The organism is Algoriphagus lutimaris, assembly GCF_017051705.1.
Taxonomy (GTDB): domain Bacteria; phylum Bacteroidota; class Bacteroidia; order Cytophagales; family Cyclobacteriaceae; genus Algoriphagus; species Algoriphagus lutimaris.
Genome location: NZ_JAFIDJ010000001.1, coordinates 2,565,580 through 2,581,341, shown reverse-complemented (window position 1 = coordinate 2,581,341; position 15,762 = coordinate 2,565,580). Strand labels below are relative to the sequence as shown.

Here is a 15,762-nt window from a genome sequence, read left to right as displayed (position 1 = left end):
ATAAATTATGAGCAAAATTAAAGTTGGAATTAATGGATTCGGAAGAATCGGTCGACTAGTTTTTAGAGTGGCCCAGGAAAGAGATGATATCCAAGTAGTAGGTATCAATGACCTGATTGATGTGGATTACATGGCATACATGCTGAAGTATGACTCCACTCATGGCCAATTCAAAGGTACTGTAGAAGTAGTAGATGGTAAATTGGTAGTAAATGGCAATGCAATCAGAGTTACTGCTGAGAGAAGCCCTGCCAACCTTAAGTGGGATGAAGTAGGTGCAGAATATGTAGTAGAATCTACTGGTTTATTCTTGACCAAAGAAACTGCTCAAGGGCATATTGATGCCGGTGCTAAGAAAGTAATTATGTCAGCTCCTTCTAAGGATGATACCCCTATGTTTGTAATGGGTGTAAATGAGGATGCTTACACTTCTGACATGGTATTCGTATCCAATGCATCTTGTACTACTAACTGTCTTGCTCCAATCGCAAAAGTATTGAATGATAACTTCGGTATTGAAGAAGGTTTGATGACAACTGTTCACGCGACTACTGCAACTCAGAAAACTGTAGACGGTCCTTCAGCAAAAGACTGGAGAGGTGGACGTGGCGCAGGTCAAAACATTATTCCATCCTCAACTGGTGCTGCTAAAGCCGTAGGTAAAGTGATTCCTGAATTGAATGGTAAGTTGACAGGTATGGCATTCAGAGTTCCTACTCCAGATGTTTCTGTCGTTGATTTGACAGTTAGATTGAAGAAAGCTGCTACTTATGAGGAAATCTGTGCGAAAATGAAAGAAGCATCTGAAACTACTATGAAAGGAGTTTTAGGTTATACTGAAGATCAAGTGGTTTCCAATGATTTTATTGGTGATTCAAGAACTTCTATATTTGATGCCGGAGCGGGTATCCAGCTTTCTGACACCTTCGTGAAAGTTGTTTCTTGGTATGACAACGAATGGGGTTATTCCAACAAAGTTGTTGACTTGTTAGCATTTATTGCTTCTAAATAATTTTAAGAGCCGGTCCTAGACCGGCTTTTTTGTTAAAATGCTTTTAGAATAAAACTTTCTAGGTGTTTTGTTGCGTTTATCCTAAAAAAGATGAGCTATGAAAATGCCGTTGTTTCCCTTAAAGTTAGTTGCATTTCCGGGTGAAGAACTCAATCTTCATATTTTTGAACCTAGGTATAAACAGCTTATTTCCGATATCAGTGAGCACGACCAGACCTTTGGTGTTTGTGTTTATAATGATAATTTAACAGGCTTCGGGACAGAGGTGAAGCTAGAAGCAATTCATCATCGATATGACGATGGGAGACTGGATATACGAACCATTGGATTGAAGGCTTTTAAAATCAAAGACTTTCAAAATCCAATGGAAGGTAAATTGTATGCTGGAGGTGAGGTAGAATACCTTGAAGATGACCCCAGTCTTACCAATGTTCAATACTTCGAATTTTTATTTTACCTAAAAGAAATGCTTTATCTTTTAAACCATCAGGTAGAAGTAAACCCGGAAAACACTAATTCATTCACCTATGCTCATAAGATAGGGTTGAAGATTGAGGAGGAGCTTGAACTGTTGATCATGCCTTCAGAAAGCTTACGAGTGGATTATTTGATCAGACATTTCAAGAGAATGATCCCAGCCATCAAAGCCTTAGAAGAAGCGAAAAAGAAAATCAGGCAAAATGGACATTTTAAACACCTTGATCCCTTAAATTTCTGATCACTACTTCTTGCTTGCAATTTTTTGCACACGCATCAAGTCGTCTGTTGCCTGAAGAATTTTATTCTTTAAAATCGGATTAAAGTCAGGATGATCATTAAGGAAATTAGTCACATCATTTGCTGCCTCTCCTGAAGTGTATTGGCCCACTGTACTGCTGATCCACCTTTTTGGAAAGAATATGTCTCCGGTTTTCTGAATTTCCTCTAATAGCTCCAAGGAAAGTGGGACGTATTTTACGCTATGACCTTGGTGTATTGGATGGTGTATGTAACTACAAGCAGCCAATACCCATGATTCTTTTTCTCGGTTTTTTGCATCTTTAAAAGACTCAAATAATTGATCTCTTTCTTCATTATTTTGGGATAAGGCAGGTCTCAAAAAGTCAAAACGATTAAGCTTATCCTGATTGGAAATTCTATTTCTTTCTTCTTCTAGTATAGCTTCTGAATCTGGGTGATTATAAAGTGCCAAAGTCATCGCCAAATTTGTAAAGTTGTCTGGGTTCAACTTTAAGTTTTGAATCTCTAGATCCTGATGCCAAATACTATAAAGTTTTTCAATTCCTGATTTAGAATAAGCAATTCCACTGTATAAAGAGAATAAACTTTTTTTGATGTTGGCGGCTAGGTCTGATTGTAAAAGATTCCAAATTTGGTTTTCAAATTCAGGTAAAATCTGCGCTCTTGAATTTTCAGATAGATAGGTCCAGAAGATACTATTAGCCTCTGAAGACAATAATCTCATTAGGATTTCATTCTGCTCTGTTACTATACCTTCTCTTATGACATTTAAGGTGTTTTCAGCGGGTATATTGCCCAATAAGGTGTTTTCATAGAGGTTGATATAGGCATGGGCTCTCATGACCTCATCTTTGAGTTGAGCATATCCAGCGGTGGCGGACTGGTCAATAGGGAATACTCCATAGCCAAGACCATTGCTGTTATATAATATAGTCTCAGGTTTTTCAAGGCCTTTAGCTTCCTCAATTACCAAGTTTTTGCCTTCAATGGAAACCGGAATAGTTATTTGACGATCTGGGTAAACCAAGGTAATGTCAAACAACTGGGACCAAAGTTTATTGGATCCATCCTCCGCTTGTTGAGAAATGGAAAGACTTGAAACAGTGCCGTCCTGAGCAAAGGAAATTTGTTCAGTGATAACAGGTCTTCCTGATTGATTCACCCAAATGTCACTCCATTTTTGGAGGTCTAAGGGAGTCTCTTTGTCCAATAAAGTGACTAGGTCATTCCAATTGGCATTGCCATTGGCGAACGATTTAATATAGGCTTGAATTCCTTTCTGAAACGCTTCTTCTCCCATGGCCGTTTCCAGCTGTCTCATCATAATTGGAGCTTTGCTATAGATGATGCTGCCATAGAGAGAACCTGCATCTTTCAGGTTAGGCAAATTTTGTCTGATAGGGTTGGTTCCCGCTGTCCTGTCTTCTCCATATGCAGCTGGATAGTTTGAAGTTAAAAATGCCAAATCATGGTTTATTTTAGGGTAGTTAGGATTTGCTATTTTGCCAGCCATGAATCCAGCGAATACTTCTTTCATCCAAACATCATTAAACCATTCGATGGAAACCAAATCTCCAAACCACATATGGGCAGTTTCATGACCAATTAATTTTGCTCTGCTGAGCAGCTCTGAGTCGGTGGCGTTTTCATCCAAAAATAAAGCAGACTCCCTGTATTGGATTGCTCCGACATGTTCCATTCCTCCATATTGGAAAATAGGAATGGTGGCGAAGTCTAGCTTTTGAAAAGGGAATGGATAATCTGTATAGTTCTCTAAAAACTCTTTGGATTTACGATGAAGCTCAAACACCTCTGGAATGCTTGCCTCAATTTTTTCAGGATTGGTCTCCCTGTACAGCATCTTTTGGGGGAATCCTTCCATGGTATTGGCAGTTTTGAACTCACCTGCCACAAACGAGAAGAGATAGGTACTCATAAGGTCTGAGGGACCAAACTCATGTCTTATAAATGCTCCTTCCTGGGTTGAATTGATCTCTGGTGCACCTGCTAGTACTTCCCATTCTTTGGGGGCTTTAATGCTTAATTTATAGGTTCCTTTTAAGTCTGGCTGGTCGTAACAAGGAAATAAGGTACTAGCCCGATCGGGAACTAATAACGTATACAGATAGTCTTCATTTCGGTTTAGGGAAAGGTCTCCGGCAGTAAACTCAATAGTGATTTGGTTGGAACCTGATTTTAAAAATGCGAGGTCAATGATAATATGCGCCTTTTGATGTACGATAGGACTACTCTTTCCATTTACCGAAATAGATTTAATGTTTTCAGGTTTTTCATTGAAATCCAGAATTAGAGGGTGGTCAAGATTGGAAATAGATAGGCTTAACTGTAATTCTGATTGGATGGGAGCGTCTTTTTCCTTAGGGATAGAGAAGTCCAATGTGTAATGAAGGTCTGATACCTGCTGCTTTCTGTATTTTGCTAGTTCCAAGGAGATTCCCGGATCGTAAAAATGTTCGTCTGAAACCTTCTTGGAGCAGGAAGAAAGAATTAGGATCAAAAGGAGGAATGCCAGCAGATTTTTCATAATCCAACATTCTACATAAATCCATGGATTCGCAAGAGAAAATCCATGAACCAAGGGATGATTTAGGAAGTATGGAAACAAAAAAAGCAATCTTTGAGATTGCTTGTTTGTGATCCTGTCAGGACTCGAACCTGAAACCTACTGCTTAGAAGGCAGTTGCTCTATCCAGTTGAGCTACAAGACCTGGAAAAGGTTGATTTAACCAAAAAAATCTAGCCAGAGTGGCTAGATTTTCAGAGTGATCCCGCTGGGGCTCGAACCCAGGACCCATACATTAAAAGTGTATTGCTCTACCAGCTGAGCTACGGAATCATTTTTATTGTTACCTGATATTTTGGCAACAAATGCTTGTACGATCTATAAATAAAAAGCGGAACGTTATTCCGCTTGCTTGTGATCCTGTCAGGACTCGAACCTGAAACCTACTGCTTAGAAGGCAGTTGCTCTATCCAGTTGAGCTACAGGACCTGGATAAAATTAATTACCAAAGATAATTAAAGGTAAATAAAGTCGGGGTGGCAGGATTCGAACCTACGACCTCCACATCCCAAATGTGGCGCGATACCGGGCTACGCTACACCCCGAAACTTTTTTATGAACTCAAATAAGTTTTAACTCCTTGCAAGTTAAATCAAGTGATCCCGCTGGGGCTTCCCGATATCGCTTTGCTTATCGGGACAGGCTTCTCGCCCTACCCATTGATTTCAATTAGAAGTGATCCCGCTGGGGCTCGAACCCAGGACCCATACATTAAAAGTGTATTGCTCTACCAGCTGAGCTACGGAATCATGTTGTCTGAAATATTTCAGAGATTTTAACCACCAAAATGTGATTTTTATACTTTCAAATTGACTCCCTAGCCTTGCTTTTTGCCAGATCATTGTCGTAATTGGACTGCAAATTTAAGCTACTGATTTATAAATGCCAAACCCTAATTCAATCTTTCTCACAAAACTTTTCATATTTTTTATCTTCCTTTTGCAAAGCTTTAATTGTCAGGCAGATGTGAAAGGTATAGAAATAGCAGATTCTTTGTTTCAACAAAGAAGTTATAAGGAAGCGATGGAAATTTACCAGGAAAACTATCAACTAGGAATTTATTCTCCTGCGATGTTACTGAAAATGTCCTTCATTTCTGAGGGGATAGGAGACAAGGAACATGCGACACTTTACTTGAGTAAATATTACGACCTCAGTCCAAATACTCAGACCATTAGCAAGATTAAAAGCCTGACAGGGCAGAGTAACCTAGTAGGCTATGAGGTAAGTGATTCAGAGCGATTTATCCTGTTTTTAGTGGAGTATCAGGAAATTATGGTGGGGCTCTTAAGTGTATTCCTTCTGATATCTCTTATTCTATTATGGACCAATAGTAAAGGAGCTTCAGGATCCCGAGTTTATTGGCCCTCTCTATTATTGATCCTTTTGATTTTTGTTGCGAATAACTTTTTGAAGGCCCCGAAAACAGCTTTAATTACGCAAAGTCCTACCATGATCGTTTCTAAGCCTACAGCAGGGGGGGAATTAGTCGATCGAGTGGAGCCTGGCCACCGAGTAAAAATTAAATCCAGTAAAGATATTTGGTATGAAGTGGAATGGAAAAATCAAAAAGCATACATCAAAAAGGATAATGTGACTAGGTTATAAAAAAAGCTCTCGAACTTAATTCGGGAGCTTTTTTATGTTATAGCTTTTTGATGAGGAGGTTTTTGAAATAAACCAGATCTCCATGATCTTGCAATGAAATTCGTCCTTTCTTAAAGGTGCCAAAGCCTGGCATATCCTTGAATTTACTGTCTGCAATGAGTGCTTCCCATTCTGGAGTCCAAAGGGTAGTGCTTACCACTGTTGTTCCATTAAGGATTAGCTCAAGTTTGCCATGATCAGCTATGATTTCAGCATGATTCCATTCACCAAAAGGTTTTACAGTCTCTTCGCTACTTACAATTAAGTCATATAAGTCACCTGCTCTATGGCTAACGATCTTAGCATCTGGATGTCCTTCGTTATCCAATACTTGCATTTCTGGACCCGTGTTCCAAGGATACTGGTATTCTGGTGCCTCATGAACATAAAACATGACGCCACTATTTCCATTCTGAGCTATCTTCCAGTCGTATTTGAAGTGGAAATTATCAAACTCTTCATCAGTGACGATGTCACCACCGTCTCCAGTTTGCCATCCATCTTTATTGACTGCATCCAGGTATATTGCTCCTTCTTCGTCGATTTTCCAGGCTTTTCCTACTTCTCCGCCTCCGTATTTATGCCAACCATCAAAGGTGGCTCCATCGGATAAGGAAATCCATTCAGATGCATCTTCTTTAACTTCCGTAGCCTCTTCAGCTTCGGTTTCCACAGTTTTTTCTCCTGAACAAGAGGCTAACATTCCTGCCAGAGCGGCAATTGCTAAATAGTTTCTCTTCATACTTGAATTACTTTAGCAAAAGAACATAAGCGACCATGTCTTTTGCATCCTCAAGGCTCAAGTTAGGGTGAGGAGGCATTGGGACTTCTCCCCAAGTGCCTACACCGCCAGCAATTACCTTTTCAGCAAGCATGGTGATATTTTCATCAGTGCTTTCATATTTTGCTGCAACATCCGCATAAGAAGGGCCAACAATTTTTCTTTCTACCATATGGCATGAAGTACAGTCAGAAGCTTTAACCTTCGCAATTCCCTTGATATAGATAGGGTCATCCTTGTACTTATCTTCCAGGCTCATTTCTTGTGCTGGCTCAGCTGGTTTTGATTCAGAAACTGCAGGAGTTGAAGTGTCAGTTGATTTTTCTCCACCACCACAAGCAAATGCCAATCCTGCCAATGCTGCAAGTCCTAGGTTTAACGGTTTTGTGATTTTCATTTTTATTTGATTAATATGGGTATTTAAATTCCTAAAATTTTCTTGTTAAATGCTTCGTCGGCGCCTACACCAGCGAAATCATCAAATGCTTTTTCTGTAACTCTGATAATATGTGAATCAATAAATGGTGCCCCCTCGGCAGCTCCTTGTTCAGGGTGCTTAATTGCGCATTCCCACTCGAGAACGGCCCATCCATCAAAATCGTATTGAGAAAGTTTGCTAAATATACCAGCAAAATCCACTTGTCCATCTCCTAAAGAACGGAAACGTCCAGCTCTTTCTACCCAACCTTGGAAACCTCCATAGACACCTTGCTTACCGGTAGGATTAAATTCAGCATCCTTAACATGAAACATTTTGATTCTTTCATGGTAAAAATCAATGAATTGTAAGTAGTCTAAACATTGAAGGACAAAGTGACTTGGGTCATATAGGATATTGGCTCTCTTATGTCCATTGACTTTGTCTAAGAACATTTCAAAAGTCACTCCATCATGAAGGTCTTCTCCTGGGTGAAGTTCATAACATACATCCACACCATTGGCATCAAACTCATCCAAAATTGGAGTCCATCTTTTTGCTAACTCTCCAAAGCCTGTGTCTACCAACCCTGCTGGTCTTTGAGGCCAAGGATAAACGGTATGCCACATTAAGGCTCCACTGAATGTCGCATGAGCTGTTAATCCCATGTTTTGGGAAGCTTTAGCTGCATACTTCAATTGTTGGATTGCCCATTCAGTCTTGCCTTGAAGATTCCCTTTTAACTCTGCTGGTGCAAAACCATCAAATAATTCATTGTAAGCAGGGTGAACTGCCACCAATTGCCCTTGAAGGTGAGTAGATAGTTCCGTTATCTGCATCCCAGCATTTTCTACGATTCCTTTTACCTCCTCAGCATAAGTTTTACTTTCAGCAGCTTTTTGGAGATCTATCAAGCGACTATCCCAGGTGGGGATTTGAACGCCTTTGTATCCAAGGCCTGCTACCCAATTACAAATGTTTTCAAGATTGTTAAATGGAGCCTTGTCGTCTGCGAATTGTGCAAGAAAAATGGCGGGTCCTTTTATAGTTTTCATTTTCAAATTTGGTTTTTTCCAAGTCAAAATATTTTCAGAAGTAAGACTTGGGTTAAGGTTTGAATTTTTGAGTTTATTTAATTTTATTTTTCAACGATGAATGGAGTCCATTTTTGATCAGATTTATTACTTTTTAAAACATGATCAATAAACGCCATTCCTCTGATTCCATCTTCTATTCCAGGGAAATCCTCCCATTCAGGTTTAGGGGTTTCTCCTTTCTGTTGAGCATAAATGCACCTTGCGAAATTTCGGTACAAGTTAGCAAAGGCTTCGACATATCCCTCAGGATGACCTGCAGGAGTTCGGGTATTTTCATTTGCCAAGGATCCTAAATAACCTGTTCCTGCTCTGTAGATTTGATCAGGTTGGTCCGGCCAACGTACAAGTAGAGAATTGTTAAGCTCTTGCTCCCATTCTAAACCACCTTTATCTCCATACACACGAACTTTCAAATTGTTTTCTGCTCCTGTATCGGTTTGAGAAGCCATCAACACACCGGAAGCTCCATTTTCAAACCGCATCAACACAACTCCATCATCATCAATAGGTCTGCCTTCTATTTTGATGTAAAGGTCTGCGCAAAGTTGGCTTACCTTTAGCCCAGTAATGTATTCAGCCATGTGAAAGGCATGTGTTCCAATATCACCCATACAACCCGCTAATCCATTTTTTGTTGGGTCTGTTCTCCAAGCAGCTTGTTTATTTTCCTCCGATTCAAGCAATTTCCAAAGCCACCCCTGTGGGTATTCCACATATACTTTTCTTACCTCTCCAATTTGGCCTTCTGCAATCATTTGCTTGGCTTGTTTGATCATTGGGTATCCTGAGTAAGTATGGGTAAGCAGGAATAACTTGTCTGAGGCTTTTACCGCCTTATAAAGCTCTTTGGCCTCTTGATAATTTAAGGTCAAGGGTTTGTCAAGTGCAACATGAAATCCATATTTCAGTGCTTTTATAGTCGGGTCAAAATGCACATTGTTTGGGGTGACAATACATACCACATCAATCCGTTCGGATTCGGGAAGTTCCAATTCCTTTTCAAACATCTCATCATAACTTCCATAAACCCTATTAGGAGGAAGCATTAATTCCTCTCCTCTAATTCTGGACTTTTCGGGGTCTGAGCTAAATGCCCCAGCGGCAAGTTCAAACATTCCGTCCATCAATGCTCCATTTAAATGAATAGCGCCAATAAATGATCCGGGGCCTCCTCCGACTAATCCAAGTTTTAGTTTCTTTGTTGTTGACATGGGTAAAAGAGAGTTTATTTTGAGGGTTTAACTTTTTGAAATAATTGATTAAATGCTGAAATTCCTTGATACTTTAATTGAGGCGAACCATTAATTGATTAATTGCCTCATCGAGTTATGAATGGCTGTTAATAATCCCCACTTTACCCGATGTTTGATTTATCAATCAGGGGCTTAAAATACGGCAATTTGCCAAAACTTTAAAATTCCCTTTAAATAGAATCAACCCGTTTATCCCCAAACTTTCTCAAATGATACTCAAGACCAAGTTCCAGCTTTCTTTTATGATGTTTTTAGAATTTTTCATATGGGGGGCATGGTTCGTGACATTAGGAACCTTCGTTGGAACGAATTTACAGGCAAAGGATTCGGAGATTTCATTGGCCTTCTCCACCCAATCATTTGGAGCGATCATTGCCCCTTTTATAGTTGGGATGATTGCCGATAGGTATTTTAATGCTGAGAAAATCTTAGGGTTGATTCATATTATTGGAGGAGCCTTAATGTTTTGGCTCTACAAGACCAGTGACTTTAGTCTCTTTTTCCCGATCCTCTTGGGCTATATGATATTGTTTATGCCAACTTTGGCTTTGGTAAATTCCATTTCATTTAACCAAATGTCCAATCCTGAAAAGGAGTTTTCTATCATTAGGGTTTGGGGTACTGTGGGATGGATTACGGCAGGGTTTATCATTAGTTTTTTTGGTTGGGATAGCCAGGAAGGGTTAAGCCAGGGGTTGCTCGAGAACACCTTGTTAATGGCTTCTGCAATGTCAATGCTTCTTGGAGTTTATAGTTTTTCATTGCCTAAAACACCTCCAAAAGGGAAAGACTCGGGTCCATTTGAGATTTCAAAAGCCTTAGGGTTAGATGCGTTGTCTTTACTGAAACATAAAAATTTTGCAATCTTCTTTGTTTGTTCTATTCTGATTTGTATCCCTTTGGCATTTTATTACCAAAACACGAGTCCCTTTTTGACTGAGATTGGTTTAGAAAATTCTACAGGCAAAATGGCATTAGGTCAGGTTTCTGAGGTCTTGTTTATGTTGGCCCTTCCTATTTTCTTCTCAAAGTTTGGAGTGAAAAAAACCTTGATGCTGGCAATGTTTGCCTGGGCAGTGAGGTATTTCTTATTTGCTTTTGGAGATGCCGAATCAGGAGTTTGGATGTTATTAATTGGGATTGCATTGCATGGGATTTGTTATGATTTCTTTTTTGTGAGCGGTCAGATATATACTGACTCCCATGCAGGGGAGAAATACAAATCCTCAGCCCAAGGAATGATTACTTTAGCTACTTATGGTGTTGGGATGCTGATAGGGTTTTGGATTGCAGGTTTGATTTCTGAGAATTATGCAGATTTGGCTGGGAATCATGATTGGAAGTCAATTTGGTTGATTCCTTCTGGTATTTCTGTAATGGTTTTGTTACTTTTCACGGCACTTTTTAAGAAAGAGCGAGTTCAACCCCTACAATAATTCAAAATGTCCAAACCTATTGACAACGGAAGAAGAGATTCTTTCAAAAAATTAATTCTGGGTGGTGCCGCATTTGGCTCCCTATCATCCTTTGAAATGAAACAAGAGCCTAAAGCTTTAAAAGGAAATATCAATCACGGAGTATGTCATTGGTGTTTTCGTGATTATAGTTTAGAAGATTTTTGTATAGAGGTCAAGAAGATCGGAATTAAAGGCGTGGATCTAATAGGACCAAACGGATGGGATACCCTAAAGAAGCATGGGTTGGATTCATCCATGTGTAATGGCGCTGAAATAAGTTTGACTGAAGGGTTTGGAGAAGTAAAATACCATGATCAATTGGTAGAGAACTATACCAAGATGATTCCAATGGTGGCAGAAGCAGGTTATAAAAATCTTATTTGTTTCTCCGGTAACAGAAGAGGAATGGATGATGAAACCGGTTTAAAAAACTGTCAGATAGGTTTGGAAAGAATCTTGCCTTTGGCAGAGAAGCATGGGATCATGATCCAAATGGAATTGTTGAATAGTAAAATCAATCATAAAGATTACCTCTGTGACAAATCTGCTTTTGGAGTTGAATTATGTAAAAGATTGGATAGTCCTAACTTCAAATTGTTGTTTGATATCTACCATATGCAGATTGATGAAGGAGATTTGATCAGAAACATAAAAGATTACCATCAATATTTCGGTCATTATCATACAGCAGGAAATCCTGGTAGGAATGAACTTGGTGATGATCAGGAAATTAATTACCCAGCAGTAATGAGAGCCATCTATGAAACTGGCTTTGACGGGTATGTTTCACATGAATTCATACCTAAAAAAGAAGATAAAATGGCCTCCCTTGCAGAGGGAGTTGCAATCTGTGATGTATAAACCAAATAACTAACAAAACCATATTTATGGCAAATCAAGCATATGATGCAATTGTAGTTGGCTCCGGGATAAGTGGAGGTTGGGCTGCAAAAGAGCTTACAGAAAAGGGCCTCAAAGTCCTCCTATTGGAGCGGGGCCCCATGGTAGAACATGTCAAGGATTATAAATCGGCTACCCTTGCCCCTTGGGAGGTGCCACATAGAGGTAGAAGAACTCAAGAACAGTTGGAAAACCATCCAAACTTGAGAAGGGACTATGTTCTGAATGAATTGAATTTGGATTGGTGGGCGCATGAGGATGAATCTCCTTATGTGGAAGAAAAACCATTTACCTGGTTCAGGGGGTATCAAGTAGGAGGTCGTTCTCTACTTTGGGGAAGACAGTCCTACAGATGGTCAGACCTGGACTTTGAAGGAAATGCTAAAGAAGGAATTGCTGTGGATTGGCCGATTCGATACAAAGATATAGCACCTTGGTATTCATATGTTGAAAAGTTTGCTGGGGTTTCCGGTTCCAAGGATGGTTTAGATGTATTGCCTGATGGCGAATTTATGCCTCCTATGCCGATGAATTGTGTTGAAAAGGATGCGGCAGCAAAAATTAAAGAACATTATAAAGGAGCCAGAACTTGGACTATTGGTCGACCTGCCAATATTACCCAGCCACTTCCTGGAAGACCGGGCTGTCAATACAGAAACAAGTGTTCTTTGGGCTGTCCTTTCGGGGGGTATTTTAGTACTCAGGCATCTACTTTACCTGCTGCAGTAGCTACCGGAAATTTGACCTTAAGGCCATGGTCAATTGTAAGAAGATTGATCTATGATAAAGATACTCAGAAAGCAACAGGGGTAGAAGTATTGGATGCAGAGACCAATCAAACTGTAGAGTACGATGCAAAAGTGGTATTCTTATGTGCATCTGCTTTCAACTCCACAGCGATCTTAATGAGAACTGCTACGGATATTTGGCCAGGTGGATTAGGAAGTAGCTCCGGAGAACTTGGACATAATGTAATGGATCACCATTTTCGTCTAGGTGCTAGTGGTACTATGGAAGGGTATGATGATAAATATTACTTCGGAAGAAGACCAACTGGACTTTATATACCTAGATTCCAAAATGTCAATGGAGACAAGCGGGATTACCTGAGAGGTTTTGGTTATCAAGGAGGAGCTAGCCGAAGTGGTTGGAGTAGAGATGTAGCTGAAATCAATTTTGGAGCCCCATTGAAAGAAGCCCTTACAAAACCAGGGCCATGGTCCATGGGTATTACCGCATTTGGTGAAATTCTGCCTTATCATGACAATACCATCAAATTAAGTGATACTGTCAAAGATAAGTGGGGAATGGAAGCATTGGTGATGAACGCAGAGATTAAGGATAATGAACTTAAAATGCGTAAGGATATGATGGCTGATGCAGCTGAAATGTTGGAAGTTGCCGGATTTAAAAATGTAAACCAATGGGATGCCGGATATACCTTTGGTCAAGGTATCCATGAAATGGGGACTGCAAGAATGGGTAGAGATCCTAAAACCTCTGTACTGAATGGAAACAATCAGGTATGGGAAGCGAAGAATGTTTTTGTAACTGATGGAGCTTGTATGACTTCAGCAGCTGCAGTAAACCCATCTCTTACTTATATGGCTTTGACTGCTAGAGCTGCAGCATTTGCAGTAGATGAATTGAAAAAAGGAAATCTCTAATTTAAACGACGGAAACTATGACTATGAATAGAAGAGACGCATTGAAAAGCGTTGTCCTAATGATGGGAGGAACAATGGTAGGTGCTACCGCCATCCTCACGGGTTGTACTCCTGAGTATCAAATCGAAGGACTTGATTTCATGCCAGAGGATATTGCTTTCCTCGATGAACTTGGAGATACCATTATCCCAACTACAGATACTCCTGGTGCAAAAGCTGTGGGTATTGGTTCCTTTATGGTAATGATGGTGAAGGATTGCTATGATGCAAACCAACAGAAAACTTTTGTCGATGGATTGAATACCATCAACAAAGAGTTTAAAGCTGAATATGGTAAACCATTCGCGGAGGCTTCTGCAGAGGATAGAACAGCTTATTTGAATAAGATGTATGAAGCAGCCAAAGCCAGTGGGGATAGAAAACCTGAAATCATCTACATGTTAAAGGATCTTACTGTACTAGGTTATTTTACTTCAGAGATTGGTGCAACTCAAGCATTGAATTATATAGAAGTTCCTGGTAGATACGATCCATGTATTCCTTACAACTCAGGGGATAAAGCGTACGCGATTTAATAATTAAACTATACTAATCATGCCTGCTCCAGAAAAGGGGCAGGCTTTTTACATGATGAACAACCCTAGAAGAAAATTCATTAAAATGGGAGCGATGCTGAGTGTAGGCTCTGCCTTCATGCCTTTACAGTTTTGTTCCCCCGCAAAAAAAGAAGAAAGTGTTGCATTAGAAACTTCTGAAGAAGCCAAATCCAAATTGGAATCTTTTGGAATTCAACTCTATTCCGTAAAAGACGAAATGGCAGCGGATGCGAAAGCAACCATGACTGCATTAGCTGGTTTTGGATATTCCCAATTTGAAGGTTTTGACGGAGGGAAAGGAGTGCTTTGGGGTATGAAGCCTGCAGAGTTTAAAAGCTTGACTACAGACCTTGGAGTGAAAATGGTAGCATCTCATGCCAATGTTTTTGAAAATCTTGACACCCAAGCAGAAGAAGCCAAAGAGGCTGGGTTGGAGTATTTGATTTGCCCATGGATAGGTGCTCAGAAAACCATTGATGAGTATAAAATAATGGCAGAGAAATTTAACCAGGCCGGAGAGACTTTAAAATCGCATGGTTTGAAGTTTGCCTATCATAACCATGATTATACATTTGAAATGTTGGAAGGAGTGCTTCCCCAAGATGTGTTGATGGATAATACAGATCCTGCTTTGGTGGATTTTGAAATGGATATGTATTGGGTATATGTGGCAGGAGTAAATCCAGCTGAATACCTTGCGAAATACCCTCGAAGATTCAAATTATGTCATTTAAAAGATGCGGAATCTGATCAAGGAAATGGAGAAGAAAGAGGTGTTTTATTTGGCTCAGGAGAAATTCCATTTGAAGGAATAGTAAAAGATTCCAAATCTCTGGGAATGGAATATTTCATTATCGAACAGGAGCGTTTTGTAAATACCACTCCAATGGAAGCTGCTGAGAAAAACGCAGCCTATCTGAAAAACACCTTTGTATATTAATTAAGAAAATGTTTCTTGATTGGTACTTGGTCTTTTAAATAAGAAGATATAAATCACAATAATCAGAATAATCAGTAAAGCAACTTCAAATTGAGCCCATATTTGGGAACGGTTAATTTGGACTTTTGCTTTGCTGATTAATTTTTCTCCTTCACTCATCTGGATTTTGCTCAGATTTTCCAGGTCTTGTTTCGCCAAAGCGATTTTTTTGTCATATAATTTTACCTGCTTTTCATTAACTCCTGAAGAGTCTGTATATAAAAGGTCGTAGTTTTTGATCGTTAGGTCGTTTTCAATAATTCTTTTGAAATCCATCAAATAATCTGATTCTTCTACTGTCAAATTGGTCTGTTCAAACTCCTCAATTAATTCCATGATTCCTTCTTCATGATTTTGGATTTCATTGATTACTCGAGTGTAGTCATAGTCAAGATTACAATGATCTATCAACTTTTGAATTGAGAAAAGGCGATCTGATATTTCAAAAATATATCCTTCCACCACTAGGCGGTCCTGATAAACTTCCGTAAAAGTTTTGCTGATACTTTTAAAAGCCTGTCTCTCTGTTAGATTTTTGCCATAAATCAAAAGCAAAAGGACGGAGATAATAGCTATTGCCTGAAATCTTCTTTTTTTTAAACCAGGGTTAATCATAATCAATTTTTTAAT

The 15,762-nt window shown here is 39.5% G+C and carries 14 protein-coding genes and 5 tRNA genes; 8 read left to right on the top strand and 11 right to left on the bottom strand.

Annotation, left to right across the window (positions count from 1 at the left end):
* Nucleotides 1-7 precede the first annotated feature (7 nt).
* Both gap and JYB62_RS10630 read left to right on the top strand, forming a co-directional pair.
* Nucleotides 8-1,012: a type I glyceraldehyde-3-phosphate dehydrogenase gene (gene gap, locus JYB62_RS10635; protein ID WP_205645340.1), complete on the top strand. Its 1,005-nt coding sequence runs from the start codon at nucleotides 8-10 to the stop codon at nucleotides 1,010-1,012.
* Nucleotides 1,013-1,109: 97 nt separating this feature from the next.
* Nucleotides 1,110-1,730, top strand: a complete 621-nt coding sequence (locus tag JYB62_RS10630; RefSeq protein WP_205645339.1) for an LON peptidase substrate-binding domain-containing protein — start codon at nucleotides 1,110-1,112, stop codon at nucleotides 1,728-1,730.
* A gap of 3 nt (nucleotides 1,731-1,733) precedes the next feature.
* On the opposite strand, the gene JYB62_RS10625 is transcribed toward JYB62_RS10630, so the two are convergent.
* The 6 genes from JYB62_RS10625 to JYB62_RS10600 form a co-directional block, all read right to left on the bottom strand.
* On the bottom strand, nucleotides 1,734-4,298 hold the full coding sequence (locus JYB62_RS10625; RefSeq protein WP_205645338.1) for a M1 family metallopeptidase: 2,565 nt from the start codon (nucleotides 4,296-4,298) through the stop codon (nucleotides 1,734-1,736).
* Nucleotides 4,299-4,408: 110 nt separating this feature from the next.
* A tRNA-Arg gene (locus JYB62_RS10620) sits at nucleotides 4,409-4,482 on the bottom strand.
* A 55-nt stretch (nucleotides 4,483-4,537) separates the two neighbouring features.
* Nucleotides 4,538-4,610, bottom strand: a tRNA-Lys gene (locus tag JYB62_RS10615).
* Nucleotides 4,611-4,692: 82 nt separating this feature from the next.
* Nucleotides 4,693-4,766 (bottom strand) — tRNA-Arg (locus JYB62_RS10610).
* Nucleotides 4,767-4,808: 42 nt separating this feature from the next.
* Nucleotides 4,809-4,882: transfer RNA gene (locus JYB62_RS10605), tRNA-Pro, on the bottom strand.
* 131 nt (nucleotides 4,883-5,013) lie between these two features.
* A tRNA-Lys gene (locus tag JYB62_RS10600) sits at nucleotides 5,014-5,086 on the bottom strand.
* 217 nt (nucleotides 5,087-5,303) lie between these two features.
* Here JYB62_RS10600 and JYB62_RS10595 point away from each other — a divergent pair.
* The gene (locus tag JYB62_RS10595) at nucleotides 5,304-5,945 is read left to right on the top strand and encodes an SH3 domain-containing protein (RefSeq protein ID WP_317194654.1); all 642 of its coding nucleotides are present in this window, start codon (nucleotides 5,304-5,306) and stop codon (nucleotides 5,943-5,945) included.
* Nucleotides 5,946-5,982: 37 nt separating this feature from the next.
* Here JYB62_RS10595 and JYB62_RS10590 read toward each other — a convergent pair whose 3' ends face one another.
* The 4 genes from JYB62_RS10590 to JYB62_RS10575 all read right to left on the bottom strand — a co-directional run bounded on the left by JYB62_RS10590 (nucleotide 5,983) and on the right by JYB62_RS10575 (nucleotide 9,491).
* On the bottom strand, nucleotides 5,983-6,726 hold the full coding sequence (locus JYB62_RS10590) for a 3-keto-disaccharide hydrolase (protein ID WP_205645336.1): 744 nt from the start codon (nucleotides 6,724-6,726) through the stop codon (nucleotides 5,983-5,985).
* Between the two features lie 7 nt (nucleotides 6,727-6,733).
* Nucleotides 6,734-7,162 (bottom strand): c-type cytochrome, encoded by a 429-nt coding sequence (locus JYB62_RS10585; protein WP_205645335.1) that lies wholly within the window; start codon nucleotides 7,160-7,162, stop codon nucleotides 6,734-6,736.
* Between the two features lie 23 nt (nucleotides 7,163-7,185).
* Nucleotides 7,186-8,238 carry a sugar phosphate isomerase/epimerase family protein gene (locus tag JYB62_RS10580; RefSeq protein ID WP_205645334.1) on the bottom strand — a complete coding sequence of 351 codons (1,053 nt, stop codon included), beginning with the start codon at nucleotides 8,236-8,238 and terminating at the stop codon, nucleotides 7,186-7,188.
* Between the two features lie 83 nt (nucleotides 8,239-8,321).
* A complete protein-coding gene (locus JYB62_RS10575; RefSeq protein ID WP_205645333.1) occupies nucleotides 8,322-9,491 on the bottom strand; it encodes a Gfo/Idh/MocA family protein in 1,170 nt (389 codons plus the stop codon).
* 251 nt (nucleotides 9,492-9,742) lie between these two features.
* On the opposite strand from JYB62_RS10575, the gene JYB62_RS10570 reads away from it, so the two are divergent.
* The 5 genes from JYB62_RS10570 to JYB62_RS10550 are packed head-to-tail and all read left to right on the top strand — an operon-like array spanning nucleotide 9,743 to nucleotide 15,093.
* The gene (locus tag JYB62_RS10570) at nucleotides 9,743-10,969 is read left to right on the top strand and encodes a nucleoside permease (protein ID WP_205645332.1); all 1,227 of its coding nucleotides are present in this window, start codon (nucleotides 9,743-9,745) and stop codon (nucleotides 10,967-10,969) included.
* A 6-nt stretch (nucleotides 10,970-10,975) separates the two neighbouring features.
* The gene (locus JYB62_RS10565) at nucleotides 10,976-11,851 is read left to right on the top strand and encodes a hydroxypyruvate isomerase family protein (RefSeq protein WP_205645331.1); all 876 of its coding nucleotides are present in this window, start codon (nucleotides 10,976-10,978) and stop codon (nucleotides 11,849-11,851) included.
* Nucleotides 11,852-11,877: 26 nt separating this feature from the next.
* Nucleotides 11,878-13,557 carry a GMC oxidoreductase gene (locus JYB62_RS10560; RefSeq protein ID WP_205645330.1) on the top strand — a complete coding sequence of 560 codons (1,680 nt, stop codon included), beginning with the start codon at nucleotides 11,878-11,880 and terminating at the stop codon, nucleotides 13,555-13,557.
* A gap of 17 nt (nucleotides 13,558-13,574) precedes the next feature.
* On the top strand, nucleotides 13,575-14,132 hold the full coding sequence (locus JYB62_RS10555; RefSeq protein ID WP_205645329.1) for a gluconate 2-dehydrogenase subunit 3 family protein: 558 nt from the start codon (nucleotides 13,575-13,577) through the stop codon (nucleotides 14,130-14,132).
* A gap of 19 nt (nucleotides 14,133-14,151) precedes the next feature.
* Nucleotides 14,152-15,093 (top strand): sugar phosphate isomerase/epimerase family protein, encoded by a 942-nt coding sequence (locus JYB62_RS10550; RefSeq protein WP_243431504.1) that lies wholly within the window; start codon nucleotides 14,152-14,154, stop codon nucleotides 15,091-15,093.
* Here the strand turns inward: JYB62_RS10550 and JYB62_RS10545 are convergent, their stop codons facing one another.
* Nucleotides 15,094-15,747, bottom strand: a complete 654-nt coding sequence (locus JYB62_RS10545; RefSeq protein ID WP_205645328.1) for an MCP four helix bundle domain-containing protein — start codon at nucleotides 15,745-15,747, stop codon at nucleotides 15,094-15,096.
* Between the last annotated feature and the right edge of the window lie 15 nt (nucleotides 15,748-15,762).

What these genes read in the sequence shown, in the direction of transcription:
- JYB62_RS10565 (WP_205645331.1), top strand. Translation starts at nt 10,976, where the DNA reads ATGTCCAAACCTATTGACAACGGAAGAAGAGATTCTTTCAAAAAATTA.
- JYB62_RS10570 (WP_205645332.1), top strand. Translation starts at nt 9,743, where the DNA reads ATGATACTCAAGACCAAGTTCCAGCTTTCTTTTATGATGTTTTTAGAA.
- JYB62_RS10590 (WP_205645336.1), bottom strand. Translation starts at nt 6,726, where the DNA reads ATGAAGAGAAACTATTTAGCAATTGCCGCTCTGGCAGGAATGTTAGCC.
- JYB62_RS10545 (WP_205645328.1), bottom strand. Translation starts at nt 15,747, where the DNA reads ATGATTAACCCTGGTTTAAAAAAAAGAAGATTTCAGGCAATAGCTATT.
- gap (WP_205645340.1), top strand. Translation starts at nt 8, where the DNA reads ATGAGCAAAATTAAAGTTGGAATTAATGGATTCGGAAGAATCGGTCGA.
- JYB62_RS10555 (WP_205645329.1), top strand. Translation starts at nt 13,575, where the DNA reads ATGACTATGAATAGAAGAGACGCATTGAAAAGCGTTGTCCTAATGATG.
- JYB62_RS10575 (WP_205645333.1), bottom strand. Translation starts at nt 9,491, where the DNA reads ATGTCAACAACAAAGAAACTAAAACTTGGATTAGTCGGAGGAGGCCCC.
- JYB62_RS10585 (WP_205645335.1), bottom strand. Translation starts at nt 7,162, where the DNA reads ATGAAAATCACAAAACCGTTAAACCTAGGACTTGCAGCATTGGCAGGA.
- JYB62_RS10630 (WP_205645339.1), top strand. Translation starts at nt 1,110, where the DNA reads ATGAAAATGCCGTTGTTTCCCTTAAAGTTAGTTGCATTTCCGGGTGAA.
- JYB62_RS10550 (WP_243431504.1), top strand. Translation starts at nt 14,152, where the DNA reads ATGCCTGCTCCAGAAAAGGGGCAGGCTTTTTACATGATGAACAACCCT.
- JYB62_RS10625 (WP_205645338.1), bottom strand. Translation starts at nt 4,298, where the DNA reads ATGAAAAATCTGCTGGCATTCCTCCTTTTGATCCTAATTCTTTCTTCC.
- JYB62_RS10580 (WP_205645334.1), bottom strand. Translation starts at nt 8,238, where the DNA reads ATGAAAACTATAAAAGGACCCGCCATTTTTCTTGCACAATTCGCAGAC.
- JYB62_RS10560 (WP_205645330.1), top strand. Translation starts at nt 11,878, where the DNA reads ATGGCAAATCAAGCATATGATGCAATTGTAGTTGGCTCCGGGATAAGT.